The organism is Pseudomonas sp. FSO-7, assembly GCF_059579345.1.
In genome coordinates this window covers 2,232,164-2,258,925 of record NZ_CM184193.1, presented here as the reverse complement: position 1 = coordinate 2,258,925, position 26,762 = coordinate 2,232,164, and the positions used below count along the sequence as shown (strand labels likewise).

The 26,762-nt window shown below is 59.1% G+C and carries 24 protein-coding genes and 3 tRNA genes; 9 read left to right on the top strand and 18 right to left on the bottom strand.

The window, feature by feature from the left end:
- Positions 1-14 precede the first annotated feature (14 nt).
- Positions 15-1,316: an IS4 family transposase gene (locus tag AC515T_RS09935; protein WP_496531333.1), complete on the top strand. Its 1,302-nt coding sequence runs from the start codon at positions 15-17 to the stop codon at positions 1,314-1,316.
- Between the two features lie 643 nt (positions 1,317-1,959).
- Positions 1,960-2,085 carry a hypothetical protein gene (locus tag AC515T_RS09930; protein WP_496532313.1) on the top strand — a complete coding sequence of 42 codons (126 nt, stop codon included), beginning with the start codon at positions 1,960-1,962 and terminating at the stop codon, positions 2,083-2,085.
- A 15-nt stretch (positions 2,086-2,100) separates the two neighbouring features.
- Here the strand turns inward: AC515T_RS09930 and AC515T_RS09925 are convergent, their stop codons facing one another.
- The 9 genes from AC515T_RS09925 to AC515T_RS09885 form a co-directional block, all read right to left on the bottom strand.
- Positions 2,101-3,972, bottom strand: coding sequence for a SurA N-terminal domain-containing protein (locus AC515T_RS09925; RefSeq protein WP_496532312.1), 1,872 nt, complete (start codon positions 3,970-3,972; stop codon positions 2,101-2,103).
- A gap of 223 nt (positions 3,973-4,195) precedes the next feature.
- The gene (locus tag AC515T_RS09920; RefSeq protein WP_016782315.1) at positions 4,196-4,468 is read right to left on the bottom strand and encodes an HU family DNA-binding protein; all 273 of its coding nucleotides are present in this window, start codon (positions 4,466-4,468) and stop codon (positions 4,196-4,198) included.
- A gap of 149 nt (positions 4,469-4,617) precedes the next feature.
- Positions 4,618-7,014 carry an endopeptidase La gene (lon, locus tag AC515T_RS09915; RefSeq protein WP_014339302.1) on the bottom strand — a complete coding sequence of 799 codons (2,397 nt, stop codon included), beginning with the start codon at positions 7,012-7,014 and terminating at the stop codon, positions 4,618-4,620.
- 161 nt (positions 7,015-7,175) lie between these two features.
- Positions 7,176-8,459: an ATP-dependent Clp protease ATP-binding subunit ClpX gene (gene clpX, locus AC515T_RS09910; RefSeq protein WP_024778305.1), complete on the bottom strand. Its 1,284-nt coding sequence runs from the start codon at positions 8,457-8,459 to the stop codon at positions 7,176-7,178.
- A gap of 107 nt (positions 8,460-8,566) precedes the next feature.
- The gene (clpP, locus tag AC515T_RS09905) at positions 8,567-9,208 is read right to left on the bottom strand and encodes an ATP-dependent Clp endopeptidase proteolytic subunit ClpP (protein ID WP_003183177.1); all 642 of its coding nucleotides are present in this window, start codon (positions 9,206-9,208) and stop codon (positions 8,567-8,569) included.
- A gap of 93 nt (positions 9,209-9,301) precedes the next feature.
- On the bottom strand, positions 9,302-10,612 hold the full coding sequence (tig, locus tag AC515T_RS09900) for a trigger factor (RefSeq protein ID WP_496532311.1): 1,311 nt from the start codon (positions 10,610-10,612) through the stop codon (positions 9,302-9,304).
- A 423-nt stretch (positions 10,613-11,035) separates the two neighbouring features.
- Positions 11,036-11,120: transfer RNA gene (locus AC515T_RS09895), tRNA-Leu, on the bottom strand.
- A 58-nt stretch (positions 11,121-11,178) separates the two neighbouring features.
- Positions 11,179-11,254 (bottom strand) — tRNA-His (locus tag AC515T_RS09890).
- Positions 11,255-11,295: 41 nt separating this feature from the next.
- Positions 11,296-11,372 (bottom strand) — tRNA-Arg (locus tag AC515T_RS09885).
- Between the two features lie 281 nt (positions 11,373-11,653).
- On the opposite strand from AC515T_RS09885, the gene folD reads away from it, so the two are divergent.
- Both folD and pbpG read left to right on the top strand, forming a co-directional pair.
- A complete protein-coding gene (gene folD / locus AC515T_RS09880) occupies positions 11,654-12,508 on the top strand; it encodes a bifunctional methylenetetrahydrofolate dehydrogenase/methenyltetrahydrofolate cyclohydrolase FolD (RefSeq protein ID WP_053120836.1) in 855 nt (284 codons plus the stop codon).
- 343 nt (positions 12,509-12,851) lie between these two features.
- Positions 12,852-13,790 carry a D-alanyl-D-alanine endopeptidase gene (gene pbpG / locus AC515T_RS09875; protein WP_496532310.1) on the top strand — a complete coding sequence of 313 codons (939 nt, stop codon included), beginning with the start codon at positions 12,852-12,854 and terminating at the stop codon, positions 13,788-13,790.
- 1,086 nt (positions 13,791-14,876) lie between these two features.
- Here pbpG and AC515T_RS09870 read toward each other — a convergent pair.
- Together AC515T_RS09870 and AC515T_RS09865 are read right to left on the bottom strand one after the other, a co-directional pair.
- Entirely contained in the window at positions 14,877-15,074 is a 198-nt protein-coding gene (locus AC515T_RS09870) for a DUF6021 family protein (protein WP_122568032.1), read from the bottom strand.
- A 101-nt stretch (positions 15,075-15,175) separates the two neighbouring features.
- The gene (locus AC515T_RS09865; RefSeq protein WP_496532309.1) at positions 15,176-15,853 is read right to left on the bottom strand and encodes a peptidase C39 family protein; all 678 of its coding nucleotides are present in this window, start codon (positions 15,851-15,853) and stop codon (positions 15,176-15,178) included.
- A 219-nt stretch (positions 15,854-16,072) separates the two neighbouring features.
- Between AC515T_RS09865 and AC515T_RS09860 the strand changes: the two genes are divergently transcribed.
- Complete coding sequence (locus AC515T_RS09860; RefSeq protein WP_496532308.1) at positions 16,073-16,237, top strand: hypothetical protein; 165 nt, start codon at positions 16,073-16,075, stop codon at positions 16,235-16,237.
- 83 nt (positions 16,238-16,320) lie between these two features.
- On the opposite strand, the gene AC515T_RS09855 is transcribed toward AC515T_RS09860, so the two are convergent.
- On the bottom strand, positions 16,321-17,070 hold the full coding sequence (locus tag AC515T_RS09855; RefSeq protein ID WP_454250263.1) for a TerC family protein: 750 nt from the start codon (positions 17,068-17,070) through the stop codon (positions 16,321-16,323).
- A 26-nt stretch (positions 17,071-17,096) separates the two neighbouring features.
- Entirely contained in the window at positions 17,097-17,348 is a 252-nt protein-coding gene (locus AC515T_RS09850) for a hypothetical protein (RefSeq protein ID WP_496533101.1), read from the bottom strand.
- 138 nt (positions 17,349-17,486) lie between these two features.
- On the opposite strand from AC515T_RS09850, the gene nhaR reads away from it, so the two are divergent.
- Positions 17,487-18,383 carry a transcriptional activator NhaR gene (nhaR, locus tag AC515T_RS09845; protein ID WP_063322135.1) on the top strand — a complete coding sequence of 299 codons (897 nt, stop codon included), beginning with the start codon at positions 17,487-17,489 and terminating at the stop codon, positions 18,381-18,383.
- On the opposite strand, the gene AC515T_RS09840 is transcribed toward nhaR, so the two are convergent.
- The gene (locus AC515T_RS09840) at positions 18,380-19,540 is read right to left on the bottom strand and encodes an MFS transporter (protein ID WP_496532307.1); all 1,161 of its coding nucleotides are present in this window, start codon (positions 19,538-19,540) and stop codon (positions 18,380-18,382) included. The genes nhaR and AC515T_RS09840 overlap by 4 nt on opposite strands.
- A 437-nt stretch (positions 19,541-19,977) precedes the next feature.
- Here AC515T_RS09840 and sstT point away from each other — a divergent pair, with 437 nt between their 5' ends.
- Complete coding sequence (gene sstT / locus AC515T_RS09835) at positions 19,978-21,210, top strand: serine/threonine transporter SstT (protein ID WP_496532306.1); 1,233 nt, start codon at positions 19,978-19,980, stop codon at positions 21,208-21,210.
- Positions 21,211-21,439: 229 nt separating this feature from the next.
- Here sstT and AC515T_RS09830 read toward each other — a convergent pair whose 3' ends face one another.
- Entirely contained in the window at positions 21,440-21,949 is a 510-nt protein-coding gene (locus tag AC515T_RS09830; RefSeq protein WP_496532305.1) for a DUF1993 domain-containing protein, read from the bottom strand.
- 130 nt (positions 21,950-22,079) lie between these two features.
- Between AC515T_RS09830 and AC515T_RS09825 the strand changes: the two genes are divergently transcribed.
- Positions 22,080-22,727, top strand: coding sequence for a YceH family protein (locus tag AC515T_RS09825; protein WP_496532304.1), 648 nt, complete (start codon positions 22,080-22,082; stop codon positions 22,725-22,727).
- A 6-nt stretch (positions 22,728-22,733) separates the two neighbouring features.
- Here AC515T_RS09825 and AC515T_RS09820 read toward each other — a convergent pair whose 3' ends face one another.
- Positions 22,734-23,555 carry a shikimate 5-dehydrogenase gene (locus AC515T_RS09820; RefSeq protein ID WP_496532303.1) on the bottom strand — a complete coding sequence of 274 codons (822 nt, stop codon included), beginning with the start codon at positions 23,553-23,555 and terminating at the stop codon, positions 22,734-22,736.
- A gap of 259 nt (positions 23,556-23,814) precedes the next feature.
- Here AC515T_RS09820 and AC515T_RS09815 point away from each other — a divergent pair, with 259 nt between their 5' ends.
- Positions 23,815-24,165 carry a hypothetical protein gene (locus AC515T_RS09815; RefSeq protein WP_063322141.1) on the top strand — a complete coding sequence of 117 codons (351 nt, stop codon included), beginning with the start codon at positions 23,815-23,817 and terminating at the stop codon, positions 24,163-24,165.
- 80 nt (positions 24,166-24,245) lie between these two features.
- On the opposite strand, the gene AC515T_RS09810 is transcribed toward AC515T_RS09815, so the two are convergent.
- Both AC515T_RS09810 and AC515T_RS09805 read right to left on the bottom strand, forming a co-directional pair.
- Positions 24,246-25,763 (bottom strand): nucleobase:cation symporter-2 family protein, encoded by a 1,518-nt coding sequence (locus AC515T_RS09810; protein WP_496532302.1) that lies wholly within the window; start codon positions 25,761-25,763, stop codon positions 24,246-24,248.
- Between the two features lie 123 nt (positions 25,764-25,886).
- On the bottom strand, positions 25,887-26,711 hold the full coding sequence (locus tag AC515T_RS09805) for an arylamine N-acetyltransferase family protein (protein ID WP_496532301.1): 825 nt from the start codon (positions 26,709-26,711) through the stop codon (positions 25,887-25,889).
- Between the last annotated feature and the right edge of the window lie 51 nt (positions 26,712-26,762).

The following is a 26,762-nucleotide window of genomic DNA, read 5'->3' as shown; positions in this document are numbered from 1 at the left end:
CACCTGCCAGCGTTATGGCCAAATTGGCGCTGGAGCACGCTATTGCCCCTGAGTGGGTCGATCAGGTCTTCGAAGAACATCGGCAACGGCAGTATTCTCGTGAGCTACTGTTCTCGACCATCATCAAGCTGATGTCCCTTGTTTCATTGGGTTTGAAGCCATCCCTGCACGCCGCGGCGCGGCAACTGGAAGATCTTCCTGTCAGCCTGGCGGCCCTCTACGACAAGATCAGTCGTACCGAGCCCGCTCTGTTGCGCGCCCTGGTCACGGGCTGTGCGCAGCGCCTGGCTCCAACCATCAAGGAGTTGGGTTGCACGGCGATGCTGCCGGATTGGCAGGTTCGGGTGGTGGACGGTAATCACTTGGCATCCACTGAGAAACGACTGGGGGCTTTACGCCACGAGCGCGGCGCCGCTCGGCCCGGGTTTTCGGTGGTTGTCTACGACCCCGACCTGGATCAAGTCATCGACCTGCAGGCATGTGAAGATGCCTACGCAAGCGAGCGTGTTTGCGTGCTGCCTCTCTTGGCCGATGCCGAGCCGGGCCAGGTGTGGCTGGCTGATCGACTCTATTGCACGCTCCCGGTCATGGAGGCTTGCGAACAGGTCAAAACCTCCTTTGTCATTCGTCAACAAGCCAAGCATCCACGCTTGATTCAAGAGGGGCATTGGCAAGAACCCGTGCCTGTGGACGCGGGCACTGTGCGTGAGCAGATCATTCAGGTCAGAGGCGGTTATCAGTGTCGGCGTGTCGAACTGACGCTTCATTCGCCAACAGACTCGGGTGACAGCAGCTTGATGTTCTGGAGCAACCTGCCTGAAAGCATCAGCGCGCAGCAGATCGCGGAACTCTATCGCCGCCGCTGGAGCATTGAAGGCATGTTCCAGCGACTGGAAACAATCCTGGAAAGTGAAATCGAAACCCTTGGTAGCCCAAAGGCTGCATTGCTCGGGTTCGCTACTGCGGTGTTGGCCTACAACGTCCTGGCCGTACTCAAACGAAGCGTCGAGCAAGCCCATCAGGCTTCCCAGCCTGACGGCTGGGAAGCCTCAACCTATCACTTGGCGGTTCAGGTCCGGAGTGGTTATGAAGGCCTGCAAATTGCGCTGCCCTCGGAATGTTTTCCCGTCATACCTCTGGAAAAACTGGCCCAGCGCTTGTTGGAACTGGCCAGAAACATCCAACCAAAACAAGTTGCGAAAAATCCCCGGGGCCCCAAGGTGCCTAAACCCAAAACATGGGTGCAAGGCACTGCGGTGCATGCACATGTTTCAACGGACCGGGTAATCAAGGCCGCCAAAACGAAAAGACCTTGAAAGGGATGGCTCTTACAGCGGGTCACTTTTGGAAGAGCCGGGAGCCGGACCAGCCAAAAGTAACCAAAAACGCTTTGCCCCACCACTCGGCACCTCGCCTAGGCTCGGTGTGCCCGAACGCAGGCATTGCTCCGTGGGCCGCCGCGAAGGGCCATCCATGGCCCAGCGCGGCTATCCCGGCATCCATGCCGGGATACCCACTGCGCAATGCCTGCGTTCGGCCAGCGTGGTTTAACGGGGCGTCGAGATCAAAAGCCAAAGCAAGAGCAAGAGCGGGACACATGCCAGTCTATGTGGCTGAGCCACCGCAATCGCGAGCAAGCTCGCTCCCACATTGGATATTCAGCAGACACAAAATCCATGTGCATCCCGCCCCCCTGTGGGAGCGAGCTTGCTCGCGATGAGGCCGGCCCATCCAACATCACCGCAAACTGACCCACCGCCTTCGCGAGCAAGCCCGCTCCCACAGGAGAAATACGGTCTCACCAAGAACCAGATCGGCTATCAGGCCGCCTCGTGGTGGACGTTGATCTCGGCGCCCCGTTAACCACGCTGGCTGAACGAAGGTGTTGCGCAGTGGCAACCCGGCTTCGCTTACTTTTGCGCTCTTCAGAAGCGAGCCGCTGTAAGAGCGAAACGCTAAGTGACCGTTACCGAAGAAATGGATATACCACCATTTCCGAAAAAACGAAGCCCCAAAAAAACGGCGCTTCCCATTTCTGAAGAAGCGCCGTTTTTTCTAACTGAACAGCATCACAATCAAGTTTGAAAAAGCATCAAGCAATTAGAAACGCTTGATATCCGCCTGACTCTCCAACTGCTTGCGATAGGCCGCAAAGTCCTGCTGACCCACACGGGACGCAAGGTAGCGACGATACTCTGCTTTCTCTTCGTCAGTCGGTGCCGCCGCTTCGTTCACGCCGTTCAGACGCACGACCACCAGGCTGCCGTCAGGCAAGGTCACGCTGCTGAACGTCGGCTTGTCCTTGGACTCAGGCTTGGGCATGCGGAACAGTGCTTGCAGCACCGCCGGATCGATGCCTTCCTGGTTGCGGGTAGCTGCCTCGGCGGTTTTCCAGCCTTGGCCGTCAACCGGTTTGTCCAGTGCCGTCTTGCCATCGCGCAGGCTGGCGATCAACTCGTCAGCGCGGGTCTTGGCCGCTGCGCTGGCGTGCTCCTTGGCCAACTGAGCGCGAATGGGCCCGGACACCTTGTCCAGCGGCAGTTGCTCAGGCTTGCGGTGCTCCTTGGCACGCAGCACCACGACGGTTTCAGGGTCCAGCTCGATGGCGGTGCTGTTGGCACCTTCCTCCAGCACTTCCGGGCTGAACGCCGCAGTGACTACAGCACGATTGGCCGCAATCCCTTCACCGCCTTCACGACCGAACGGGGCCGATGTGTGGACCGTCAGCTTCAGGTCCTGAGCCGGCTGCGCCAGGTCAGACGCTTCGAACGAGGCATCCTCCAATTGCTTGGTCGCCTCCACGAAACGCTGCTCTACCTGCTGGGTTTTCAGCTCGCGAGTCAGCTTGTCCTTGAGACTGGCGAAGGTTGGCACTTCGGGCGCTTCGACACCCAGCAGCTTGATCAGGTGCAGACCGAAATCGGTGCGTACCGGCGCCGAGACCTGGTCCTTGTTCAACGCGTACAGGGCTTTTTCGAACTCCGGATCGTAGACGCCTGGGCCGGCATAGCCGAGATCGCCGCCGTTGTTCGCCGATCCCGGATCCTGGGAAAACTCCTTCGCCAGGGCCTCAAACGAATCGCCTTTGGCCAGGCGAGCCTGGATCTCTTCGATCTTCGCCTTGGCCTGGGCTTCGGTCACCTTGTCGTTCACCTCGATCAAGATGTGCGCAGCGCGACGCTGTTCCGACAGATTGGCAATTTCTTTCTGATAGGCCGCTTGCAGGTCTTCGTCCTTGACGCTGACCTGATCGAAGAAAGAGGCTTTCTTCAGCTCGAGGTAATCGATGATCACCTGGTCAGGCGTCATGAATTCCTTGGCGTGTTGGTCGTAGTAAGCCTTGACCTCATCATCGGTCAGCTTCACCGACGCAGGATCGGCCTTGATGTTCAAGGTGGCGAAATCACGGGTCTGTTTTTCCAGGCGGGCGAAGGCCAACACTTGGGCATCGGTGACAAAACCGCTGCCCGCCAGGCCGGCGCGCAACTGACCGATCAGCATTTCCTGAGCCAGCATCTGGCGGAATTGCATACGGCTGTAACCCAGCTGGCGGATCACCTGATCGAAACGCTCGGCGCTGAATTTGCCATCGACCTGGAATTCAGGCGTTTGCAGGATCACTTGATCGAGCGCAGCTTCGGAGAAAGCGAATTTCGCATCGTGTGCGCCTTGCAACAACAACTTGCGATCGATCAGGCCCTTGAGCGCCGAATCGCGCAACATTTTTTCGTCCAGCAGGGAGGCGTCGAAATCCTTGCCCAACTGTTGCATGAGCTGACGGCGTTGCATGTCGACCGCCTGGCTCAGCTCGTTCTGGCTGATTTTTTCGCCGTTGACCTTGGCTGCGTCGTTACTGCTGGTAGTGGCTTGAAAAATGGCTTCGAAACCGGTCAACGCCATCAATGCGACGATGATCCCGATAATGGTCTTGGCAATCCAGCCTTGTGAATTGTCCCTGATATTCTGCAGCATGCGTCCCCCAGAAACGGTTGAACTTCAAATTTAGGCAACCGTGGAGCGTGGGTAGAATCCGGATAGAAGAAAGGCGCATCCGAGGATGCGCCTTCTCGTAACTGGCGGAGCGGACCGGGCTCGAACCTGCAAGCCCTGGGTGCCAGACCGGTTGCAACCGGCCGTATTACCACTCCGCTGCCAAGCCAGGCATGACCCCGACCCGAATAAACTCAACGAAACCTTAGTTAACGGCTTCTTTCAGTGCTTTACCAGCTTTGAAGCCTGGCTTTTTGGCAGCAGGGATTTCCAGCGTCTTACCGGTCTGCGGGTTGCGACCGATACGAGCAGGACGATCGGTCACGGAGAAGGTGCCGAAACCAACCAGAACAACGGAGTCGCCAGCCTTGAGAGCGCCAGTGACGGATTCGATTACAGCGTCCAGCGCACGGCCAGCAGCAGCTTTCGGGATATCAGCGGATGCAGCGATAGCATCAATCAGTTCCGACTTGTTCACTCTAAGTCCCCTTATATCTATTTGAGATGATTCTAAGTTTTTTTGGTGAAAGCAAAAACGAGTGCTGAATGGCCTGCAGACACTTAAGAGCCGCTTTATAACAAGGGCTCTAAAAAACTGTCAAGGAAGGCCCCCCAGGCAAATGCGTATTAATGCGTGCTAATTCTTTCCTTAGAGTCAGACTCTCGCTTTTCTTCCTTCGCGACAATCTCCGGAGCCACATCCGGCAAGGGCTCCGGCGCGTATTGCAGCGCAATTTGCAGGACCTCGTCAATCCATTTAACCGGTTTGATCTGAAGATCTTGCTTGATGTTGTCAGGAATTTCCTTCAGATCGCGCACATTCTCTTCAGGAATGATCACGATCTTGATCCCGCCACGGTGTGCCGCCAGCAGTTTTTCCTTCAGGCCGCCAATCGCCAGAACCTGCCCACGCAGCGTGATTTCACCCGTCATGGCGACATCGGCGCGCACCGGAATACCGGTCAATGCCGAGACAAGGGCCGTGCACATGCCTACACCGGCGCTTGGGCCGTCCTTGGGCGTAGCCCCTTCAGGCATGTGGATATGCGTGTCGCGCTTCTCATGGAAGTCCAGGGGAATGCCCAGGCTCCGGGCGCGGCTGCGAACCACCGTCAGCGCCGCGGTGATCGACTCGACCATCACGTCGCCCAGGGAACCGGTCTTGATCAGTTGACCCTTGCCCGGTACCACGGCCGCTTCGATGGTCAGCAACTCACCCCCGACCTGAGTCCACGCCAGGCCAGTCACCTGGCCGATCTGGTCCTGCTGCTCGGCCAGGCCATAACGGAACTTGCGCACACCCAGGAAGTGCTCCAGCAGGTCCGCAGTGACCTTGACCGCGAAGCGTTTTTCCAGCGCATGTTCCTTGACCGCCTTGCGGCAGACCTTGGCAATCTGCCGCTCCAGGCCACGCACGCCGGCTTCGCGGGTGTAGTAGCGGATGATGTCGCGAATCGCTTCCTCGTCGAACTCCAGCTCGCCTTTTTTCAGGCCGTTGGCCTGGATCTGCTTGGGCGAAAGGTACTTCACGGCAATGTTGATCTTCTCGTCCTCGGTGTAGCCCGGCAGACGAATCACCTCCATCCGGTCCAGCAATGCTGGCGGAATGTTCATGGAGTTGGAGGTGCAGAGGAACATCACGTCCGACAGGTCGTAGTCGACCTCCAGGTAGTGATCGTTGAAGTTGTGATTCTGCTCAGGATCGAGCACTTCGAGCAACGCAGAGGCGGGATCGCCGCGCATGTCGCTGCCCATCTTGTCGATTTCGTCCAGAAGGAACAGCGGATTGCGCACGCCGACCTTTGTCATCTTTTGAATCAATCTTCCTGGCATCGAACCGATGTAGGTCCGGCGATGACCACGAATTTCCGCCTCGTCACGCACGCCACCCAAGGCCATGCGTACGAATTTGCGGTTGGTCGCGTGGGCAATCGACTCCGCGAGGGAGGTTTTACCCACCCCGGGAGGACCGACCAGGCACAGGACCGGACCGCGAATCTTCTTCACGCGTTTTTGTACGGCGAGGTATTCAAGGATGCGCTCCTTGACCTCTTCCAGACCGTAATGGTCGGCGTCGAGGATGTCTTCGGCGCGCGCCAGGTCCAGACGCACCTTGCTCTGGGCTTTCCACGGCACCTGGACCAGCCAGTCGATGTAGGAGCGCACCACAGTGGCCTCGGCAGACATCGGCGACATTTGCTTGAGCTTGTTCAACTCAGCCTGAGCCTTGGCCAAGGCGTCCTTGGGCAAGCCAGCGGCATCGATGCGCTTTTTCAGCTCTTCGATTTCGTTGTGACCTTCGTCGCCATCGCCCAGCTCTTTCTGAATGGCCTTCATCTGCTCATTCAGGTAGTACTCGCGCTGGCTGCGCTCCATCTGCTTCTTGACGCGACCACGAATGCGTTTCTCGACCTGCAGCAGATCGATTTCGCCGTCCAGCAATGCCAACACATGCTCGACACGGGCCGACAGGTCGATGATCTCGAGAATTTCCTGCTTCTGCTCGATCTTGAGGGCCATGTGGGCCGCCATCGTATCGACCAGCCGCCCAGGCTCGTCGATGCTGTTGAGCGACGACAGGACCTCTGCAGGCACCTTCTTGCCCAGTTGCACGTATTGCTCGAACTGTGACAGCAGGCTGCGGACAAACACCTCAGATTCACGCTCGGGCGCATCGACTTCTTCGATCAGCGACACTTCGGCCCGGCAATGGCCGTCCACTTCGCTGAAACGTTCGACAGTACCGCGCTGCTCGCCCTCGACCAGGACCTTGACGGTGCCGTCGGGCAACTTGAGCAATTGCAGGACCGTTGCAATCGTACCTACGCGATACAGTGCGTCTTCGCCGGGATCATCGTCGGCTGGATTTCTCTGAGCCAGCAGAAGAATCTGCTTGTCACCCGTCATCGCAGCCTCTAGGGCTTCGATGGACTTCTCGCGCCCCACGAACAGCGGGATAACCATGTGCGGATACACCACGACATCGCGCAATGGCAGGAGAGGCAATTCGATGGTTGTCTTCATGATTTCGCCTCTACGGCGGCCCTAGGGCCGGAAACAGATGGAAGTAAGCTTGAAACCAAGATGGGGGCAGCCTTGAAAAAAAACAAGCGCTAAGACATGTCTAAAACGCGCTAAAAGCAAAGGGGCCCGAAGGCCCCTTCTTTGTTCCGGCAGCGGGACGCTTATGCGTCCGGTGCGGCCTTGGCAGCCGGCTCACTGTTTTCATAGATATACAGTGGCTTGGACTTGCCTTCTATAACGCTTTCGTCGATCACGACTTTACTCACCTCGGACTGCGAGGGGATTTCATACATCGTGTCGAGCAATACGCCTTCGAGAATCGAGCGCAACCCACGGGCACCGGTCTTACGCTCCAGGGCACGTTTGGCGACCGACTTCAGCGCGTCGGAACGGAACTCCAGGTCCACACCTTCCATTTCGAACAGCTTGGCATACTGCTTGGTCAGGGCGTTTTTCGGCTCGGTCAGAATCTGCATCAACGCCGCTTCATCCAACTCGTCCAGCGTCGCCAGGACCGGCAGACGACCGACGAATTCCGGGATCAGACCGAACTTGACCAGATCGTCAGGTTCGACTTCACGCAGGGACTCACCGACCTTCTTGCCCTCTTCCTTGCTGCGCACTTCGGCGTTGAAACCGATGCCACCCCGGGTGGAACGGTTCTGAATAACCTTTTCCAGGCCGGAGAACGCACCACCGCAGATGAACAGGATGTTACGGGTGTCGACCTGCAGGAATTCCTGCTGCGGATGCTTGCGACCACCTTGGGGTGGAACGGAAGCGACCGTACCTTCGATCAACTTCAGCAAGGCCTGCTGCACGCCCTCACCGGAAACATCCCGGGTGATGGACGGGTTGTCGGACTTGCGGGAAATCTTGTCGATCTCATCGATGTAGACAATGCCCATCTGGGCTTTTTCCACATCGTAGTCGCATTTCTGCAACAACTTCTGAATGATGTTCTCGACGTCCTCACCGACATAACCCGCCTCGGTGAGGGTGGTTGCGTCAGCGATGGTGAACGGGACGTTCAGCAAACGGGCCAGGGTTTCGGCAAGCAGGGTCTTACCCGAGCCTGTCGGGCCGATCAGCAGGATGTTGCTCTTGCCGAGTTCGACCTCGTCATTCTTCTTGTCACGCTGGTTCAGGCGCTTGTAGTGGTTGTACACCGCTACGGCCAGTACTTTTTTCGCACGTTCCTGACCAATCACATACTGATCAAGGATGCCGCTGATTTCTTTAGGCGAAGGCAATTTATGCGCGCTGCTCTCGGCCTGGGCTTCCTGCACCTCCTCGCGGATGATGTCATTGCACAGGTCGACGCACTCGTCGCAAATGAAGACCGAGGGGCCGGCAATCAATTTGCGCACTTCATGCTGGCTTTTGCCACAGAAGGAGCAATAAAGCAGTTTGCCGTTGTCCTCGCCGTTGCGGGTGTCAGTCATTCGATCGATCCAAATCCGATAGGCTTGCAACACAAGATGAAGGCAATTGCGGGCTTTTTCAAGCCCGCAGGCGGCCGGTCATCCCAACCACCTGCATTTTGAGCGGCTTAGGCAGGCATTTGACGCTTGTTGATCACAGAGTCGATCAGGCCGTATTCGGCTGCACGCTCGGCGCTCATGAAGTTGTCACGTTCGGTGTCGCGCTCAATGGTTTCGAGGCTCTGACCGGTGTGATGGGCCAGCAACGAATTCAGGCGCGAACGAATGTGGAGGATTTCCTTGGCATGGATGTCGATGTCCGACGCCTGGCCCTGGAAACCGCCCAATGGCTGGTGAATCATCATCCGCGAGTTAGGCAGGCAGTGACGCTTGCCCGCTGCGCCACCGGCGAGCAGGAAAGCACCCATGCTGCAGGCCTGGCCGATGCAGATGGTGGAAACGTCAGGCTTGATGAACTGCATGGTGTCGTAGATCGACATGCCCGCAGTCACCGAACCGCCAGGTGAGTTGATGTACAGATGGATATCCTTGTCCGGGTTTTCCGCTTCAAGGAACAACAGCTGCGCCGCGACCAGGTTGGCCATGTAGTCTTCAACGGGGCCGATCAGGAAGATGACGCGTTCCTTGAGCAGGCGCGAGTAGATGTCATAGGCACGTTCGCCGCGGGCGGACTGCTCGATAACCATCGGGACCAGGCCGCCTGCGGCCTGGATGTCAGAGCTCTGCTGATAAAAAGAATTGCGGGACATGTCTCGCAGTCACTCCCAAATAGTTATGTCTTGAATACGCATAAGCCAGCGCGAAGGCTGGCTTATGGGTGTTTATTTCTTACCGCAGAACCATCAATCGGCTTGTGGAGCTTCCACCGGCTTGACCGCTTCTTCGTAAGAGACCGCTTTATCGGTCACGCTAGCTTTCTGCAGAACAGTATCCACAACTTGTTCTTCCAGCACAACCGAACGGACTTCGTTCAGCTGTTGGTCGTTCTTGTAGTACCAGGACACGACCTGCTCGGGTTCCTGGTAGGCCGAGGCCATTTCCTGGATCAACTCGCGAACGCGGGCTTCGTCAGGCTTGAGCTCGAACTGCTTGACCACTTCGGCGACGATCAGGCCCAGCACGACGCGGCGCTTGGCTTGCTCTTCGAACAGCTCGGCTGGCAGTTGGTCCGGCTTGATGTTGCCACCAAACTGTTGAACAGCCTGCACGCGCAGACGGTTCACTTCGTTGTCCAGCAAAGCCTTTGGCACTTCGATCGGGTTGGAAGCCAGCAGACCGTCCATGACCTGGTTCTTGACCTTGGACTTGATGGCCTGGCGCAGCTCACGCTCCATGTTCTTGCGAACTTCGGCGCGGAAACCTTCCAGACCGGTTTCCTTGATGCCGAACTGGGCGAAGAACTCTTCGTTCAGCTCAGGCAGTTTCGGCTCGGAAACGCTGTTGACGGTTACGGTGAACTCAGCGGCTTTGCCAGCCAGGTCCAGGTTCTGGTAGTCCTCAGGGAAGGTCAGGTTCAGAACGCGCTCTTCACCGGCCTTGGCGCCGACCAGGCCGTCTTCGAAGCCAGGGATCATGCGGCCGGAACCCAGTACCAGCTGGGTAGCCTTGGCGGAACCGCCAGCGAACACTTCACCGTCGACCTTGCCGACAAAATCGATGTTCAGCTGGTCTTCGTTCTGGGCAGCACGATCGGCCACTTCGAAACGGGTGTTCTGCTTGCGCAGGATGTCCAGCATCTTGTCCAGGTCAGCATCCGAAACGTCAGCGCTCAGACGCTCGACAGCGATGGACTCGAAACCGGCAACGGTGAACTCAGGGAACACTTCGAAGGTGGCGACGAACTCCAGGTCCTTGCCTTTTTCCAGCACTTTAGGCTCGACGGATGGAGCGCCAGCCGGGTTCAGCTTCTGCTCGACAACCGCTTCGTAGAACGAAGACTGGATCACGTCACCCACGGCTTCCTGACGCGCATCAGCTTCGTAACGCTGACGGATCACGCTCATTGGCACTTTGCCTGGGCGGAAACCTGGGATTTTGGCCTTTTGGGCAGTCTGCTGCAGACGCTTGTTGACCTGAGTCTCGATGCGCTCAGCCGGCACGGTGATGCTCATGCGGCGCTCAAGAGCAGAAGTATTTTCAACAGAAACTTGCATGGATATTCCTCGTTGCACAGACGTTGGCCGGGCGTTTCCGACCCCAGAATCAAGGGCATGCATTCTAGTAGGTCAAACTCAAGAAGTCACCCTACTGAAAACGCGCTGGAAACAGGCGCCGGATTTAGGACGGGACAAACGGTCATGCCCCACCCGGATTGCAAATACAGTCGATTCAGTCAAAGGCTCTGCGCCAACGTTTCTATTATATAGAAGCGGTTAGTCCGGTCGCGCAGCGCCCCGCCCCACAAGGAGACCGACGGGCATGCTGCGCATCATCACGAAACACATTCGCAACAAACCGAGCGCTGCGCACAACCGCAAAAACAGTACCGACGCCAAACACAGAACCACTGAAAACAAAAACGGCGCAGCCCCTTTCAGGTACTGCGCCGTTTTCTGCTATTTAAATAGCCACTTGTATGGTGCGGACGGAGAGACTCGAACTCTCACACCTTGCGGCGCTGGAACCTAAATCCAGTGTGTCTACCAATTCCACCACATCCGCGTATCAAGCTTTTAAAGCAAAGGCGCCAGATTTTTAGATCTGGCGCCTTTCTAGAATATGGGGTGGACGATGGGGATCGAACCCACGACAACGGGAGTCACAATCCCGTGCTCTACCAACTGAGCTACGCCCACCATATTGCCTTGTTGCCTTACTTGTGCCAAAGCTGCCTAATTGGCGCACCCGGCAGGACTCGAACCTGCGACCATCCGCTTAGAAGGCGGATGCTCTATCCAGCTGAGCTACGGGCGCCTTTTTAATCTGTATTCTTGGACGATTACAAACTAAGTGCTTTCAGCTTTGCCGAGTTGAAACAACCAACTCCGCTCCACCTTCTTAACCAGTGCTAGGCTGTGCCCGACAAGTGCGACGAATGTTATAGACGGCCTGATAGGTCGTCAACTCTTTTTTAAAAAAAATTCATTTAATTAAAGGGGTTAGGGGAATTTGCAGACCAAGCGCCTTTGCCCTCACGCCCCGGCATGCGAGAATGCGTTCTCTTTTTTTCCCCTCTCGATGGTTAACCACGCGCAATGACTGCACAACTTATCGACGGCAAATCGATCGCCGCCAGCCTGCGCCAGCAGATCGCCCAACGAGTCACCGAGCGCCGCCAGCAAGGCCTGCGTACGCCCGGCCTTGCGGTGATCCTGGTCGGCAGCGATCCTGCCTCTCAGGTTTATGTCTCGCACAAGCGTAAAGACTGTGAAGAGGTCGGCTTCCTTTCCCAGGCCTACGACCTGCCTTCCGAAACCACCCAGCAAGCGTTGGCCGATCTGATCGATCGCCTGAACGACGATCCGAACATCGACGGTGTTCTGCTCCAGTTGCCGCTGCCTGAACACCTCGACGCCTCCAAGCTGCTGGAGCGCATCCGCCCGGACAAAGACGTCGACGGTTTCCATCCTTATAACGTCGGCCGCCTGGCCCAACGTATCCCCCTGCTTCGTCCCTGCACCCCCAAAGGCATCATGACCTTGCTGGAAAGCACTGGCGTGGACCTGTATGGCCTCGATGCCGTGGTGGTGGGGGCGTCCAACATCGTTGGCCGTCCGATGGCCATGGAGTTGCTGCTGGCCGGCTGCACCGTGACCGTGACCCATCGCTTCACCAAGGACCTGGCCGGCCATGTCGGTCGTGCCGACCTGGTGGTGGTGGCCGCCGGCAAACCCGGGCTGGTCAGGGGCGAGTGGATCAAGGAAGGCGCCATCGTCATCGACGTGGGCATCAATCGCCAGGACGACGGCAAGTTGGTGGGTGACGTGGTCTACGAGACCGCCCTGCCCCGCGCTGGCTGGATCACCCCGGTCCCCGGCGGCGTCGGCCCGATGACCCGCGCCTGCCTGCTGGAAAACACGTTGTACGCGGCCGAGACGCTGCATAGCTGATAGACGCGCCAACAAAGATCCTGTGGGAGCGAGCGTGCTCGCGATAGCGGTGGACCGGCCAACATCCAGTTGACTGACACACCGCTATCGCGAGCAAGCTCGCTCCCACAGGTGTTTCTGGGCCCGCACTTTAGCCGCCAGGGATCGAGCGCATACACGGAGCACGCAAATTACGAATTTTTCAGATTCGATTCGCCAGAATCCTCCTTCATTAAACTTTATTTATTCACAAGCCTTGGCGATACAGGCATATAGCGCTGCTGTCGCCCATACTCCTAGAATGCGACGTTTTTTTTAAAAGTCGTTGCTCAACGGCACCTTCAACTCCATCGAGTCTACTCGCGTGAAAATCCGTCTTTCGATCATCAGCCTGTTCTTCGCTTTCACAGGCCCCTTCATCACGCAAAATGCCGTTGCCCAGGAGACCATCGCGGCCCCACGGGATGCGGCCAAGCTGCAAGTCGCCTCGGGCAGTGCGATGCTGTTGGACCTGCAGACGGATAAAGTCGTTTATTCGAGCAACCCGGACGTGGTGGTGCCCATCGCTTCGGTGACCAAGTTGATGACCGGCCTGATCGTGCTGGATGCCAAACAGAACCTGGATGAATACATCTCCATCACCATCGCGAACACCCCAGAGATGAAGGGGGTGTTCTCCCGGGTCAAGCTCAACAGCGAACTGTCGCGCCGGGACGTGCTGCTGATCGCCCTGATGTCTTCGGAAAACCGCGCCGCCGCCAGCCTCGCCCACCACTATCCTGGCGGCTATGCGGCGTTCATTGCCGCCATGAACGCCAAGGCCAAGGCGCTGGGCATGACCAGCACTCATTACGTCGAACCCACGGGCCTGTCGATCAACAACGTTTCCACCGCCCGGGACCTGACCAAGCTGTTGATCGCCGCCCGCAAGTACCCACTGCTGAGCGAATTGAGTACGACCAAGGAAAAGACCGTTACCTTCCGCAAGCCCGTATATAGCCTGGGGTTCCGTAATACCGATCACCTGGTCCACAAGGCTAACTGGGACATCCAGTTGACCAAGACCGGTTTTACCAACCAGGCCGGACACTGCCTGGTGCTGGTGACGAAGATGGGTAATCGCCCGATGGCGTTGGTGATCCTCGATGCGTTCGGCAAGTACACGCACTTCGCCGATGCCAGCCGGATTCGTAGCTGGGTGGAAACCGGAAAAAGCGCCGCCGTGCCGGCGGTGGCCCTGCAATACAAGGCTGCCAAGAATCTCAAGAGCCGCCAGAGTGGCGTGGTGGAGGCCTCCAAGTAATCCACGCGTCGTCATGCTGTTCACTTAGAAAAAGCGGCGCTTCTTTTTGGGAGCGCCGCTTTTTTTGCTTGGGTTTTGAGTTTTGGGTGTATATCCGTTTCTTCGGTAACGGCTACTTAGGGTTCCGCCCTGACGGCGGGTCACTTTCGAAAAGCCCGGAAGCCGGCCCAGTCGAAAGTAACCAAAGCGCTTTTGCCCCACCACTCGGTGCCTCGCTTAGGCTCGGCATGCCTGAACGAAGGCATTGCTCCGTGGGCCGCCGCGAAGGGCCATCCATGGCCCAGCGCGGCTAACCCGGCATCCATGCCGGGTTGCCCACGAACCAATGCCTGCGTTCAGCCATCGTGGTTAACGGGGCGCCCGAGATCAACGTCCACCGCAAGGCGGCCTGATAGCCGACCTGGCTCTATGGTGATCGCGTTTCTTCAGTGGGAGCGGGCTTGCTTGCGAAGGCGGTGGGTCAGTTTGCTGTGATGTTGGATGCGTCGGCCTCATCGCGAGCAAGCTCGCTCCCACAGTGGGTTTGCGGTTTATATGAGTTTTGTGGTTACTGAAAATCGAGTGTGGGAGCGGGCTTGCTCGCGAAGACGGCATTACAGTCGACGATGATGTTGGATGTGCAGGCGTCTTCGCGAGCAAGCTCGCTCCCACAGGTTTTGCGGCGTACATGGATTTTGTGTCTGCTGAAGATCCAGTGTGGGAGCGAGCTTGCTCGCGATAGCGGTGGCTCAGCCACATCAATGTCGGCATGTGCCCCGCTCTTGCTCTGCTTCGGATCTTGATCTTGATCTGGACGCCCCGTTAAACCACGCTGGCCGAACGCAGGCATTGTGGAGTGGGCAACCCGGCATGGATGCCGGGATAGCCGCGCTGGGCCATGGATGGCCCTTCGCGGCGGCCCACGGAGCGATGCCTTCGTTCGGGCACACCGAGCCTTAGCGAGGTGCCGAGTGGTGGGGCAAAGCGTTTTTGGTTACTTTTGGCTGGTCCGGCTCCCGGCTCTTCCAAAAGTGACCCGCTGTAAGAGCGGAACCATAAGCCGCCGTTACGCAAAAAACGGATATACACACCAAACCACGCGTCTATCTACGGCTTCAGGTCACCCAGCGGATCATAAGACTTGGGCTTGCCCTCATCCTTCTTCTCGTCCAAAGGCGCCTTGGCCGGCCCTACCGGATCGACCTGAGGGTCCTCAAGGTCCGGTGAATCCGGATCGAACCCCAGGTCATCACCGCTGGAATGCTCCGATGAATGTGGCCCCGTAGGTGTTTTCGACTGTGCCATGCGTGCCTCCTCCAATCACGGTCGGAAAATGCCCCAACCCTGACGATAAGAGCCCCAGGACTGCCGGGTCGTGCCCGGCAAGTGACGAACGGGCCGATCAATCAATGCGCAGCGCCCAGGGCCTTGGTGGCCCGCGCCGCAGCTTGCTCCTGCCCTGCCCCGGCCAGATCGGCCGCCGCTTTCAGCCAACGCTGTGAGTCGACATTGGCCGGAAGCTGCGTGGGCCGCTGGACCAGCACCGCCCAGCCGCCCGCGCCCTGGAAAGCCGATTCGAAGGCACTGAAGCTCATCAACTGCCGGCGGTTCATGCCAGCACGCAGCAACACCGTCTGCTTCTGACGGTTGTAGCCGGCGAGAATCCCATACCGAGGCGCGGCCCAGAACGCAGAACCGTCGACATAGCGCACCAGCACGGGATAGCCCGCCGCGACCTGCTCCAACAGCGCGGGCAGCTTGGCGTCGAGGGGGTACACCAGCAGCCCGTATTCGCGCGCCAGGGTGGGCATATTCTGCTGTAAACCGGCTTCGCCCCCCGGCAGGTGCAATGGTTTTTCCAGCAGCCCCGGGGTGATCACGGTGCCTTGCAACGTCAGCAGGGCGGCCAGGGACTGCGGCGCCCCCTGGTGCATTTCACCACGGTAGAACGGCACGCTGTTGAGCTCCACCCGCTCGGGCAGGCGCTGGATCTGCGGCGATACGCTGCCCGCGCAACCCGCCAGGGCGACGAGGCAGGACGCCGCCAGTACCCATGATCGAAACGATGAAAATACCGGCGACATGACGACTCTCTTGTTCAGGCACCCGGCATCCGGGCCAGGCTTGGGTCGACGATCATAAGCGCACAGCCCTGGGTATAGCCATAACCCTCGTTTTACGACGGCGATAGAACGAACCGATCCGACCCCAAGCGCCACAGATCGATTAGCTGCAACACTTGAGCGACTAGACTGTCCATTGTACTGAGTGCGATATCCCGGACCGGGATAGAAGGAGGCACAATGAGCCTGACGACGACAATCCTGATGCTGGTATTCGGCTGGCTGAGCGTAGCCACGGCCATGCTGTGGGGAGTACTCCGAATCGCCCGGCGCCATCATCACGCGCCACCAGCGCCATCGGAAAAAGCCGCCAAACCTGCCCGGCGCCACGCCGCCGCACACTGACTGCTCACTTTCAAACCTATATTTCTCAAATCCAAAAAAAAGCCACCCGGGCCTGGACCCGGGTGGCTTCTGTCTGCCTGGAATCAGGCGTTGTCGGCCAGCGCCTTTTCCCTGGCTCGACGGGACAACATGTTCAACACCTCGATCGCCGCCGAGAACGCCATGGCCGCGTAGATATAGCCCTTCGGTACATGGGCGCCGAAGCCTTCGGCGATCAGCGTCATGCCGATCATGATCAGGAAGCCCAGGGCCAGCATGACCACCGTCGGGTTGTCATTGATGAACTTGGCCAGCGGTTCAGCCGCCAACAGCATCACCAGCACCGATACGACGACAGCGATGATCATGATCGGCAAATGCTCGGTCATGCCCACGGCCGTGATAATGCTGTCGATGGAAAACACCAGGTCCAACATCAGGATCTGACCGATGGCCGCGGCAAAACCCAGGGTCACGCCGGACGTGGCCGACTTCGGATCATTCGGCGCTGGGTCCATGCTGTGGTGGATTTCAGTGGTCGCTTTCCACAGCAGGAACAGGCCACCGGCAATCAGGATCATGTCCTTCCAGGAGAACGCCTGGCCCAGGATTTCGATGACCGGTTCAGTCAACTGCACAATGAAGGCAATGGTGCTCAACAAGCCCAGGCGCAGGATCAACGCCATGCCGATACCGATCCGCCGCGCCTTGGCACGATGCTGTACAGGCAGCTTGTTGGTCAGAATCGAAATGAAGATCAGGTTATCGATGCCAAGCACGATTTCCATCACGACCAGAGTCGCCAGGGCGATCCACGCGGTGGGGCTGGCGGCGAGCTGTAAAAGATAATCCATGGGTCAGTCCTGACTGATGTGACGCGTTAGATGGTTTTGGTAGGGGTTTGTGTTTCGTCAGCTTTGTCCGCCGGCGCTTTCTTTGGGCTGATCAAGCCGCCGGTGGCTTCACTGATCGCCTGTTCGGCGGCCTTGTGGGTATCGTCGATGGCCTGCTTGGCGGTTTCCGCTGCCTGTCCCATGAGTTGCTGGGCACTTTTTTCAGCCTGTTCACAACCCGCCAGTGTCGTGACGGACATCACCAACAGGGCTGCAAGCCCCAGGGATTTGTATGTCATGGAATGAATGCCTCTTGGGAGAATAAAAGGAGCCGAAAGTGGCCCACCAATGGCGAGGCATTCTAGAGAGGCAAATACTTCAGGAAAATTCGTATTTTCAGCGGTTATACTTCGGTTTTTACGAAGCAATGTGACCCCATGCTCAATTATCGACAACTGCATTACTTCTGGGTGGTGGCGAAAACCGGCAGCATCGTGCGCGCGTGCGAGCAGTTGAACCTGACCCCACAGACCATCAGTGGGCAGATTTCCCTGTTCGAGCAAACGTATAACATCAAACTGTTTCGTCGAGTCGGACGACAGTTGGAACTGACCGAAGCCGGCCGTCAGACACTGCCCTACGCCGAACATATGTTCCAATTGGGCGGTGAGCTGGAACTGATGCTGCGGGCCCAGCCCAACGAACAGCAGACCCTGTTTCGGGTCGGGGTGGCGGATGTGGTGCCCAAATCCATCGTCTATCGGCTGCTGGCGCCGACCATGGAGTTGAGTGAGCCGCTGCGCATCACCTGTCGCGAGGACAAGCTCGAACGGCTGTTGGCGGACCTGGCGATCCAGCGTCTGGACCTGGTGATTTCCGACAGCCCGATGCCGACTCACCTGGACATCAAGGGCTACAGCCAGAAACTGGGGGAATGCGGGATCAGTTTTTTCGCCACCGCCGCGCTGGCCGAACGCTACGGGCAGGATTTCCCCCACGGCCTGCATGACGCTCCGCTGCTGATTCCCGGGCCGGAAACCGTGGTGCGCAGCCGCTTGCAACGCTGGTTCGCCGAACAACAGATCCAGCCGCGTATTGTTGGCGAATTCGACGACAGCGCATTGATGCAGGCCTTCGGTCAATCCGGCAGCGGGATTTTCATCGGCCCAAGCGTGATCGCCGAAGAGGTCAAGCGCCAATATGGCGTAGAAGTGATCGGCCAGACCGATGCGGTGAGCGAATCCTTCTACGCCATTTCCGTGGAACGCAAGGTCAGCCACCCGGGCATCGTCGCGATTGCCGAAGGTGCGCGGCGCGAATTGTTCAGCGCTTAGCCATCCATGCAAGTCGCGCGGGGTTTGAAGGTCATCAGGAGCAACGCCAGCAGAATCGATACAAAGATGAACCCGGCCGCCGCGAACCCGACACTGCCCAGGCCCAGGTGATCGATGACCCGGCCACCGACCATTGCCCCCAGGCCAATCCCCAGGTTGGCCCCGGCAATGTTCAACGAGGCGGCAAACGCCGGTGCTTCAGGGGCCGCCTTCATCAGGCGCACGTGGCTGACCAGGAACAACGCCGCTTGGGTCACACCCCAGATGCCCATCGCCGCCGCCAGCGCGAGGGGCGAATGAATGCTCGGCACCAACGCCACCATGCCGCCGATCAGGAACAGACAGAACACCATCGACGCAATCAACGGATGCCGGTCCACCGCACGGCCGCCCAGGGAATTGCCCAACAACCCGACGGCGCCAAAGCCCATCAGACACCAGCCCACCAGGGTGCCATCGAATCCGGCCAGGCGCTCGAGGATATCCGCCAGATAGGTGTAGGCGGTGAACATGCCGCTGAACACCAGGATCGACAACAGCACGTGCCCTTGCATCAACGGACTGCGCAGGATCTTCAATTGCGAACGGAAGCTCACCTGATGCTGGTGCAAGTTGGTTTTCGGCAAGTAGATAAACAGCAACAAGGCCTTGGCGAAGGCAATGACCGCCAGGATCGCAAACGCGCTGCGCCAGCCAAACGCATCGGCAATCAATGTGCCCACTGGAATGCCGAACACCGTGGCACAGACGATGCCGAAGCCGATCCGGGCGATAGCCCGCCCAGCCAACTGCGGTCCGACAATGTCCACCGCCGTTTCACTGGCCAGCGCCCAGAACACCGGCAGGCCCAGGGCCGGGATCAACCGGGCAATGGCCATCACCCAGATGTTGGGAGCGAAAGTGGCCAGCAGGTTGGCCAGGCCAAACATCACCAGCACGCTGATAAACAGCTTGCGTCGCTCGAAGCGGGCGAACCAGGCCGTCAGGAATGGCCCGAACGCCGCCACCGTAAACGCGAACAACGTCACCAGCAGCCCGGCCTGGGGAATGCTGACGTGCAAGTCGCGAGCAATGGAAGGCAACAGGCCGACGATGACGAATTCCGTGGTCAGCACGGTAAAACCGGCGGCCGACAACAGGAAAATGGGTAACAACATGTAGAACTCCAGCAAAACGACGACACCAGCGCGAGTGGCCTGTGTGGTTAGTTCGTTAGTTCAAGTTCGGATGACAGGAGTCCATAGCCAAGGCGCTGCGACGAGTCATAGTCCGCTATGGCGAGGAGCAGCAACGCAGGATATGGGCTTCTGGCGCCGAACTTGACTAACAGAACTGACCACACAGGCCACTAAAGGCCCGCTGGCGGAAAGAAAGTGAGAACGACAAAGCCTAACAGAATGCGCGCGTCATACAAACGCTCGGCATGGCCCGGATAAGGGTGACGGACTGTCACAGGTCCGTCAGATTTTTCACCGGCTGTGATAAAGTCCGCGGCCTGCAAACGCCGTACTTTCTCTCGGTCCGCTCATGTGGCCTGCCCGCTTGTTGCCCTGATTCGTCGACCGTCGTACACAATAAAATCAGAGATGCCGCTATGACAGCTTCGTCCGTTACCCCTTTGCAACGCCTCAAACGCACCAGCCTGGTGACACAAATCATCATTGGCCTGATCGCCGGTATTGTCTTGGCCTGGCTGGCGCCCGAGCTGGCGAAATCCACCGCATTCATCGGCAAGGTCTTCGTCTCCGCGCTCAAGGCCGTGGCACCGATTTTGGTGTTCGTGCTGGTCATGGCGTCGATCGCCAATCACAAGCACGGCCAGGAAACCCATATCCGGCCCATCCTGTTCCTCTACCTGCTGGGCACTTTCGCCGCGGCGGTGGTCGCGGTGGTCGCCAGTACGCTGTTCCCCTCCAGCCTCGTGCTGTCGACCCAAGACGTCGCGGTCACTGCGCCCGGCGGCATCAGCGAGGTGCTGCAAAGCCTGTTGCTCAGCGTGGTGGACAACCCGGTTCGAGCGCTGATGGACGGTAACTTCATCGGCATCCTGGCCTGGGCCATCGGCATGGGCATCGCCATTCGTCATGCTGGCCAGACCACGCGCACCGTGCTCGAAGACCTGTCCAACGGTGTGACCGTGATCGTGCGCCTGGTGATCCGCTTCGCCCCGCTGGGGATCTTCGGCCTGGTGGCCTCGACCCTGGCCACGTCCGGCTTCGGCGCCCTGCTCGGCTACCTGCACCTGCTGACCGTGTTGATCGGTTGCATGCTGTTCGTGGCGTTGGTGGTCAACCCACTCATCGTGTTCTGGAAACTGCGTCGCAACCCATACCCGCTGGTGTTTACGTGCCTGCGCGAGAGTGGCATCACGGCGTTTTTCACGCGCAGCTCGGCGGCGAATATTCCGGTGAACCTGGAACTGAGCAAACGCCTGGGCCTGCACGAAGACACCTATTCGGTGTCGATCCCGTTGGGCGCGACCATCAACATGGCCGGCGCCGCCATTACCATCACCGTACTGACCCTGGCGGCCGTGCACACCCTGGGTATTGCGGTGGACCTGCCAACGGCCGTGCTGCTGAGCGTTGTCGCCGCCATTTGCGCGTGCGGCGCATCCGGGGTGGCCGGCGGTTCGCTGTTGCTGATTCCCCTGGCGTGCAGCCTGTTTGGCATTCCCAGTGAGATCGCCATGCAAGTGGTCGCGGTAGGCTTCATCATCGGTGTCCTGCAGGACTCGGCGGAGACGGCGTTGAACTCGTCCACGGATGTGCTGTTCACGGCGGCGGCATGCCTGGGTGAGGAAGAGAAGCTCGCGCGTACGGCGTAACAACTGCGGTGGCTGTTCGGTCGCTATCGCGAGCAAGCTCGCTCCCACAGGAGATTTGTTGTGTAGCGGCTATTGTGCGAGCACCGTTGCCCCTGTGGGAGCGAGCTTGCTCGCGATAGCGGCACTACATTCGCCGAGGCGGCACTACATTCGCCGAGGATGTTACAGGCAGCCACAAAAAAGCCCGGGAACGGCCCACACCGTCCCGGGCTTTTTCACGCCTGCGGGGTTAGAACGCGCCCATGTAGTCGCGCTTGCCCACTTCCACGCCATTGTGGCGCAGCAATGCGTAGGTGGTGGTGACGTGGAAGAAGAACTGCGGCAAACCGTAGGTCAGCAAGTAGTTCTGGCCGCTGAAGCGCTTCTCCTTCGGAGTGCCCGGACGGGTAACGATTTCGATGCCTTCATTGCCATCGATCTGCGCAGGAGCGATGCCATCGATAAAGGCCAATACCTTGGCGATCAGGGCTTGTAGCTCGGCGAACGTGGTCTCGCTGTCCTCATACTTCGGCACGTCGATTTGAGCCAGGCGCGCGGACACACCCTTGGCGAAGTCCACCGCGATCTGCACTTGGCGCACCAGCGGAAACATGTCCGGGTACAGGCGGGCTTGCAGGAACGCGTTCGGGTCGATGTTCTTCGCAGTGGCGTGGGCTTCGGCCTTGTTCAGAACGTCGCTCAACGCGTTGAGCATCTGCTTGAAAACCGGGACGGAAGCGGCGTACAGGGAAATAGTCATGGCAATCTCATGCAGGTGGCAGGAAAGAATGAATCAAACGGCTGCGATTATAGCCACGGCTTGTTGCACGGCTTGTCTTTTATTGCGCAAGGATTAGGCTAGGCGGCTTCCACAGCATAGGGAACGCGCGATGAGCATCGAAGAACAACAGCAGGCTGAAGAACCACGGCTCAATAGCACGGAAATCCGTATCCTCGGCGCGCTGGTCGAGAAACAGGCCACCAACCCCGAGACCTATCCGCTGACCCTCAACGCCCTGGTACTGGCCTGCAACCAGAAAACCAGCCGCGAACCGGTGATGAACCTCAACCCGGGCCAGGTCGGCCAGAGCCTGCGGGCGCTGGAAGGTCGTGGTTTCACCAGGCTGGTGATGGGCAGCCGCGCCGACCGCTGGGAACATCGGGTCGACAAAGCCCTGGAGCTGGTGCCGGCCCAGGTGGTCCTGATGGGCCTGCTGTTCCTGCGTGGCCCGCAAACGGTCAATGAACTGTTGACCCGCAGCGGACGGATGCACGACTTCGAAGACGCCGAACAAGTGGTGCATCAGCTCGAACGTCTGATCGCCCGCGGCCTGGCGCTGCTGGTGCCACGCCAGGCCGGCCAGCGCGAAGACCGCTATGTCCACGCCATGGGCGACCCGGCGGACATCGAAGCGATTCTCGCCGCCCGCCAGCACCCGGTGGAGCGTGGCGCCGGCGGCGGTGTCTCGCTGGAGCGCATCGAAGAACTCGAAGCGCGGATCGCGGCCCTGGAAGAACGCCTGGCGCGCCTGGAATAGCAGCGCCTACGCCGACCGGGCGAAGGCGACGGCCTTTTCAAATTGCTCCAGGTTGGGCCGCACACCGGTGTACAGCACGAACTGCTCCAGGGCCTGGATCGCAATGACTTCCAGCCCGGTGATGACCCGTTTGCCTTCGGCCCGGGCGCGCACGATCAGCGGCGTTTCCGACGGGATCGCCACCACATCGAACACGGTCTCGGCCGCGGCGATGGTCTCGGGTTCAAACGCCAATTGATCGGCTTCCGGGCCGCCGGTCATGCCGATCGGCGTGACGTTGATCAGCATCTGCGGCCGCCGGGTACCCAGCTCCGCTTGCCATTCATACCCCAAGGACTCGGCCAGGGCTCGCCCGGTGGCTTCATTGCGAGCAACGATCAGCCCGTGCTTGTAGCCGCCATCGCGCAAGGCACTGGCCACAGCCTTGGCCATGCCGCCGCTGCCGCGCAGGGCAAAGGTCGAATCCTTGGGCACGGCATGGCTTTGCAGCAATTGGGCGATAGCGATGTAGTCCGTGTTGTAGGCCTTCAGATGGCCGTTGGTATTGACGATGGTGTTGATCGACTGGATCGCGGCGGCGGAAGGATCCAGCTCGTCCACCAAGGCGATGCAGGCTTCCTTGAACGGCATCGACACGCCGCAGCCGCGAATGCCCAGCGCGCGGATACCGCCCACCGCCCCAGGCAGGTCCTGGCTGCTGAACGCCTTGTAATAGAAGTTCAGGCCCAATTGTTCATACAAATGATTATGAAAGCGCAGGCCGAAGTTTCCGGGACGCCCCGAGAGCGACATGCACAGTTGGGTGTCTTTGTTGGGATTGATCTGCATGCGTGTCTCCTTGCATTCACTTTCGGACAGACGGAACACCGTCGCGAAAGGTTTATTCGATGATGGTACCGCCAGGCCCGGCCCGATCTCAGGCCGCTGGATGACGTGGCGCGGTCAAGAAAAGCGCTACAGACCTTACACAATATTTACCCAACGAAGTCGCAAATCCTGAGAAAATCGCTGTCATAGCAAGTAACCCCGCGACCCTCATCGGGTCTGTTGCAGACCACAGGCGCCGGGGCCGAAACGAGGAACAGCCATGAATCGTAGACTTCCCATCATCGCCCTGCTCATGGGGGCACTCGCGGTCACCGGCCAGGCATCCGCCCACGGTCGTGGTGGTTGGGAGGGGCCCGCCGTTTTTGGTGCCATCGTCGGTTCGGCCATCGTTGGCTCGGCCATCATCAACCGTGATCGGCCGGTGTATGTGCAACAACCGGTCTATGTCCAGCCACAGCCGGTCTACTACCAGGCACCACCACCGGTCTACTACCAGCCGCAGCCGGTGTATGTAGAGCGACCGATCTACTATCGCCCGGCACCGGTGTATTACGGGCCACCACGGGGCTATTACTACGGCCCACCCCGGGGTCATTATGGCCGCTGGTAATCGGTCTTCCGGTCGCTACAAAAAAAGCCTGTGATCATTGATCACAGGCTTTTTAATGTCCGCTGGGTCACGGGTATCTATCAGACATGCTCACTGCTTTTCAGTCGGATCGGCCCATGCTCCGACGGCTCGTGAACAGGCTCCACCACCGGAATCTCGTTGCCGTCACAATCATGCAGCTTGCCGTCACTGAAATAGTCGCCTTCGCGCAGCGCCGCCAGGTCCTGGTAGCGCAACACCCGCTCTGTGCCGGCGGCGAAGACTGACTGCTGGTCGGAATTGCCCGCGGTGAAGTGGTTGAATGCCAGGTTCAGCACGATCGCCATGATTGCCGAAGAACTGATGCCCGAATGAAAGATGGTCGCGAACCAGCTCGGGAAATGGTCGTAGAAATTCGGTGCGGCGATAGGAATCATGCCGAAGCCGATGGAGGTGGCAACGATGATCAGGTTGACGTTGTTGCGGTAATCGACTTTCGACAGGGTGCGGATGCCACTGGCAGCCACCGTGCCGAACAGCACGATACCGGCACCGCCCAGCACCGAGGTCGGCACGGCGGCGATCACCCGGCCCATGAACGGCAACAGGCCGAGCACCACCAGGAACACCCCACCGGTCGCCACCACGAAACGGCTCTTGATTCCGGTCACGGCCACCAGCCCGACGTTCTGGGCAAAGGCGCTCTGGGTGAAGGAACCGAAGATCGGCGCGATCATGCTCGACAGCATGTCAGCCCGCAAGCCGTTGCCCAGGCGCCTGGAATCGACTTTGGTGTCGATGATCTCGCCCACCGCCAGGATGTCGGCAGAGGTTTCCACCAGGGTCACCATGATCACAATGCACATCGACAGGATCGCAGCGATATGGAACGTCGGCATGCCGAAATGGAACGGTGTCGGGAAGCCGAACATCGGGCCTTGGCTGACCGCTGAAAAGTCCGCCATACCGAGGAACACTGCGATGACCGTCCCCATGACCATCGCCAACAGAATCGACAACCGGGAGATGGTTGCGCTGCCCATTTTGCTCAGCAGCAGCACCAGTACCAGGGTCACTGCGGCCAGGCCAATGTTCGCCATGCTGCCGAAATCGGCGGCGTGGCTGTTGCCGCCCATCGCCCAACGCGCCGCCACCGGCATCAGGGTCAGGCCGATGGTGGTGATTACAATGCCGGTGACCAGTGGCGGAAAGAACCGGGTGATGCGTGAAAACACCGGGGTGATCAGCAGACCAATCAGGGACGCGGCGATCACCGCGCCGAGGATGGCTTGAAAGCCCCCTTCCCCCCCGCTGCCGACAATCGCCACCATGGTCGCGACGCCCGAAAACGATACGCCCTGCACCAAGGGCAGCTGGCAGCCGAAAAACGGCAGGCCGAGGGTTTGCAGCAACGTTGCCAGGCCACCCGCGAACAATGACGCGGCAATCAACAGGCCGATGTCCGCCGGCGAAAGCCCGGCCGCCTGACCGATGATCAACGGCACGGCAACGATGCCACCGTACATGGTCAACACATGTTGCAGGCCGTAAGCCATATTCGCGCCGACGCCGAGGTTTTCGTCCTCGGGCCGTGGGAGTGAAACATGGGGCGTTTTCATGGTTCGGGGATTCCCTGTTTTTTGTTATGGGCACACTGTATTCAAAACTCAGGACAAATGTCCATATAGTTGTATACAACTTATTGCGCGCCCATCTCGAACGCCTCTCCGATCAACCGCCCTTTACTCCTGGAGCAACCCCACGACCGCGGGCCGCAACAGCTCGCGTGGCGGTACCCGCAAGCTGAATTCCTGCTCCAGCAAATCGATCAACTCATCGGCATCGATGATCACGCGCCGCTCACTTTCCTGTCCTATCCGGTGCACGGCATAGCTGTTGCCGTTGAGGGTCTTGCGTAACCCATCACCGGTGCGGGCCACCATCAACCGGCCCATGAACGGCGACTCCGGATGATTGCAGACGTACCAATTGCCGACGGTGTAGTCGATGTCTTCCTGGCGTTGCAGATCGAACAGGTACATCGGCCGCCATTCGCCGGCAACGTTGGCGCGCAACAGGTAACCGTCCGCATGGGTCTCGATGCGGTACGGCTCATGGGGCGTGACCTGGGCGTCACGGCTGTCCAGCAGCAGCGGCGCGGTAGGCACCATGCCGCCAAAACCGACGTCGGTGATATAGCGCACACCGTCGATCGTCACCAGGCTCAACCGATGGGTCCGGGCAGGCCAGGCGCCCTCAGGCGCATTCATCACCACGCGTCCGGTGATGCCGCGGGCATCGAAACCCAGTGCCTGCAACAGCGCCAGGAACAACTGGTTGAGTTCATAGCAATAGCCGCCGCGCCCCTCTTCGAAAACCTTGCGTTCGACCGATTCAAGGTCGATGGGCACAGGCTGACGCAGCAACGTCGACAGGGTTTCAAAGGGGAATTCGGCGGTATGGCGCCATTGCAGCTGACGCAAGGTCTCGAGCGTCGGTGGCGGTGGCGCGTCGAACCCCAGGCGCCGCAGATAACGGGTCGTATCGCTCAGTTGGGGATGGCTCATGAGGGTGTCCTTTTCCGGGGTCGGCACAGCGCTCGCAACAAGCGCATGGCT

Excerpts from the sequence above, each read along its gene's own strand:
- AC515T_RS09935 (WP_496531333.1), top strand. The coding sequence starts at position 15 with ATGGCCAAATTGGCGCTGGAGCACGCTATTGCCCCTGAGTGGGTCGAT.
- AC515T_RS09925 (WP_496532312.1), bottom strand. The coding sequence starts at position 3,972 with ATGCTGCAGAATATCAGGGACAATTCACAAGGCTGGATTGCCAAGACC.
- lon (WP_014339302.1), bottom strand. The coding sequence starts at position 7,014 with ATGAAGACAACCATCGAATTGCCTCTCCTGCCATTGCGCGATGTCGTG.
- clpX (WP_024778305.1), bottom strand. The coding sequence starts at position 8,459 with ATGACTGACACCCGCAACGGCGAGGACAACGGCAAACTGCTTTATTGC.
- clpP (WP_003183177.1), bottom strand. The coding sequence starts at position 9,208 with ATGTCCCGCAATTCTTTTTATCAGCAGAGCTCTGACATCCAGGCCGCA.
- tig (WP_496532311.1), bottom strand. The coding sequence starts at position 10,612 with ATGCAAGTTTCTGTTGAAAATACTTCTGCTCTTGAGCGCCGCATGAGC.
- folD (WP_053120836.1), top strand. The coding sequence starts at position 11,654 with ATGACTGCACAACTTATCGACGGCAAATCGATCGCCGCCAGCCTGCGC.
- AC515T_RS09870 (WP_122568032.1), bottom strand. The coding sequence starts at position 15,074 with ATGGCACAGTCGAAAACACCTACGGGGCCACATTCATCGGAGCATTCC.
- AC515T_RS09865 (WP_496532309.1), bottom strand. The coding sequence starts at position 15,853 with ATGTCGCCGGTATTTTCATCGTTTCGATCATGGGTACTGGCGGCGTCC.
- AC515T_RS09860 (WP_496532308.1), top strand. The coding sequence starts at position 16,073 with ATGAGCCTGACGACGACAATCCTGATGCTGGTATTCGGCTGGCTGAGC.
- AC515T_RS09855 (WP_454250263.1), bottom strand. The coding sequence starts at position 17,070 with ATGGATTATCTTTTACAGCTCGCCGCCAGCCCCACCGCGTGGATCGCC.
- AC515T_RS09850 (WP_496533101.1), bottom strand. The coding sequence starts at position 17,348 with ATGACATACAAATCCCTGGGGCTTGCAGCCCTGTTGGTGATGTCCGTC.
- nhaR (WP_063322135.1), top strand. The coding sequence starts at position 17,487 with ATGCTCAATTATCGACAACTGCATTACTTCTGGGTGGTGGCGAAAACC.
- AC515T_RS09840 (WP_496532307.1), bottom strand. The coding sequence starts at position 19,540 with ATGTTGTTACCCATTTTCCTGTTGTCGGCCGCCGGTTTTACCGTGCTG.
- sstT (WP_496532306.1), top strand. The coding sequence starts at position 19,978 with ATGACAGCTTCGTCCGTTACCCCTTTGCAACGCCTCAAACGCACCAGC.
- AC515T_RS09830 (WP_496532305.1), bottom strand. The coding sequence starts at position 21,949 with ATGACTATTTCCCTGTACGCCGCTTCCGTCCCGGTTTTCAAGCAGATG.
- AC515T_RS09825 (WP_496532304.1), top strand. The coding sequence starts at position 22,080 with ATGAGCATCGAAGAACAACAGCAGGCTGAAGAACCACGGCTCAATAGC.
- AC515T_RS09820 (WP_496532303.1), bottom strand. The coding sequence starts at position 23,555 with ATGCAGATCAATCCCAACAAAGACACCCAACTGTGCATGTCGCTCTCG.
- AC515T_RS09815 (WP_063322141.1), top strand. The coding sequence starts at position 23,815 with ATGAATCGTAGACTTCCCATCATCGCCCTGCTCATGGGGGCACTCGCG.
- AC515T_RS09810 (WP_496532302.1), bottom strand. The coding sequence starts at position 25,763 with ATGAAAACGCCCCATGTTTCACTCCCACGGCCCGAGGACGAAAACCTC.
- AC515T_RS09805 (WP_496532301.1), bottom strand. The coding sequence starts at position 26,711 with ATGAGCCATCCCCAACTGAGCGATACGACCCGTTATCTGCGGCGCCTG.